Genomic DNA, 447 nt, shown 5'->3' on the forward strand with positions numbered 1-447 from the left:
AAAAAACGGCCCGAACTGAGCGAGAAAACCGTCGTTGTCGTCGATCAGTTCACCAAGCACGTCGGAACCGTCCAGCGGCGTGGCTGGTACCCGATCGGGTCAAATCCGACGATAGAGACTGCAACGTCCTGGAAGTCGGTGACAGTGCTGGGCGCTGTCACCGACGACGGTGACAGCTTCTACTGCTGGACAGAGGAGAACTTGACCAGATTCCACGGGATTCGGTTGTTAGAGGCGCTGAAAGACAAGTTCGATGAAGAATTAGTGGTGTTTCTCGACCGGGCGGGCTACTTCTATGCGAGGGATCCCTGGGAGCACGTGAGCGGAGAGCGCGAGACCGGAACTGTCTCTGACAGTTCGGTCTCGTGCGTGCGCGGGGACGATCTCGAAGTGTGGTATTTTCCGTCGAAGCTCCCCGAATTGAACGCTGTCGAAGGGTGCTGGGAC

Annotated in this window: 1 protein-coding gene; it reads left to right on the forward strand. The window is 57.5% G+C overall.

The annotated features are described in order from the left end of the window. A partial coding sequence (locus D8Y22_RS22700; RefSeq protein WP_246084516.1) for a transposase occupies positions 1–447 on the forward strand: 447 nt, incomplete at both ends.

The organism is Salinadaptatus halalkaliphilus (genome assembly GCF_006543045.1).
Lineage (GTDB): Archaea > Halobacteriota > Halobacteria > Halobacteriales > Natrialbaceae > Salinadaptatus > Salinadaptatus halalkaliphilus.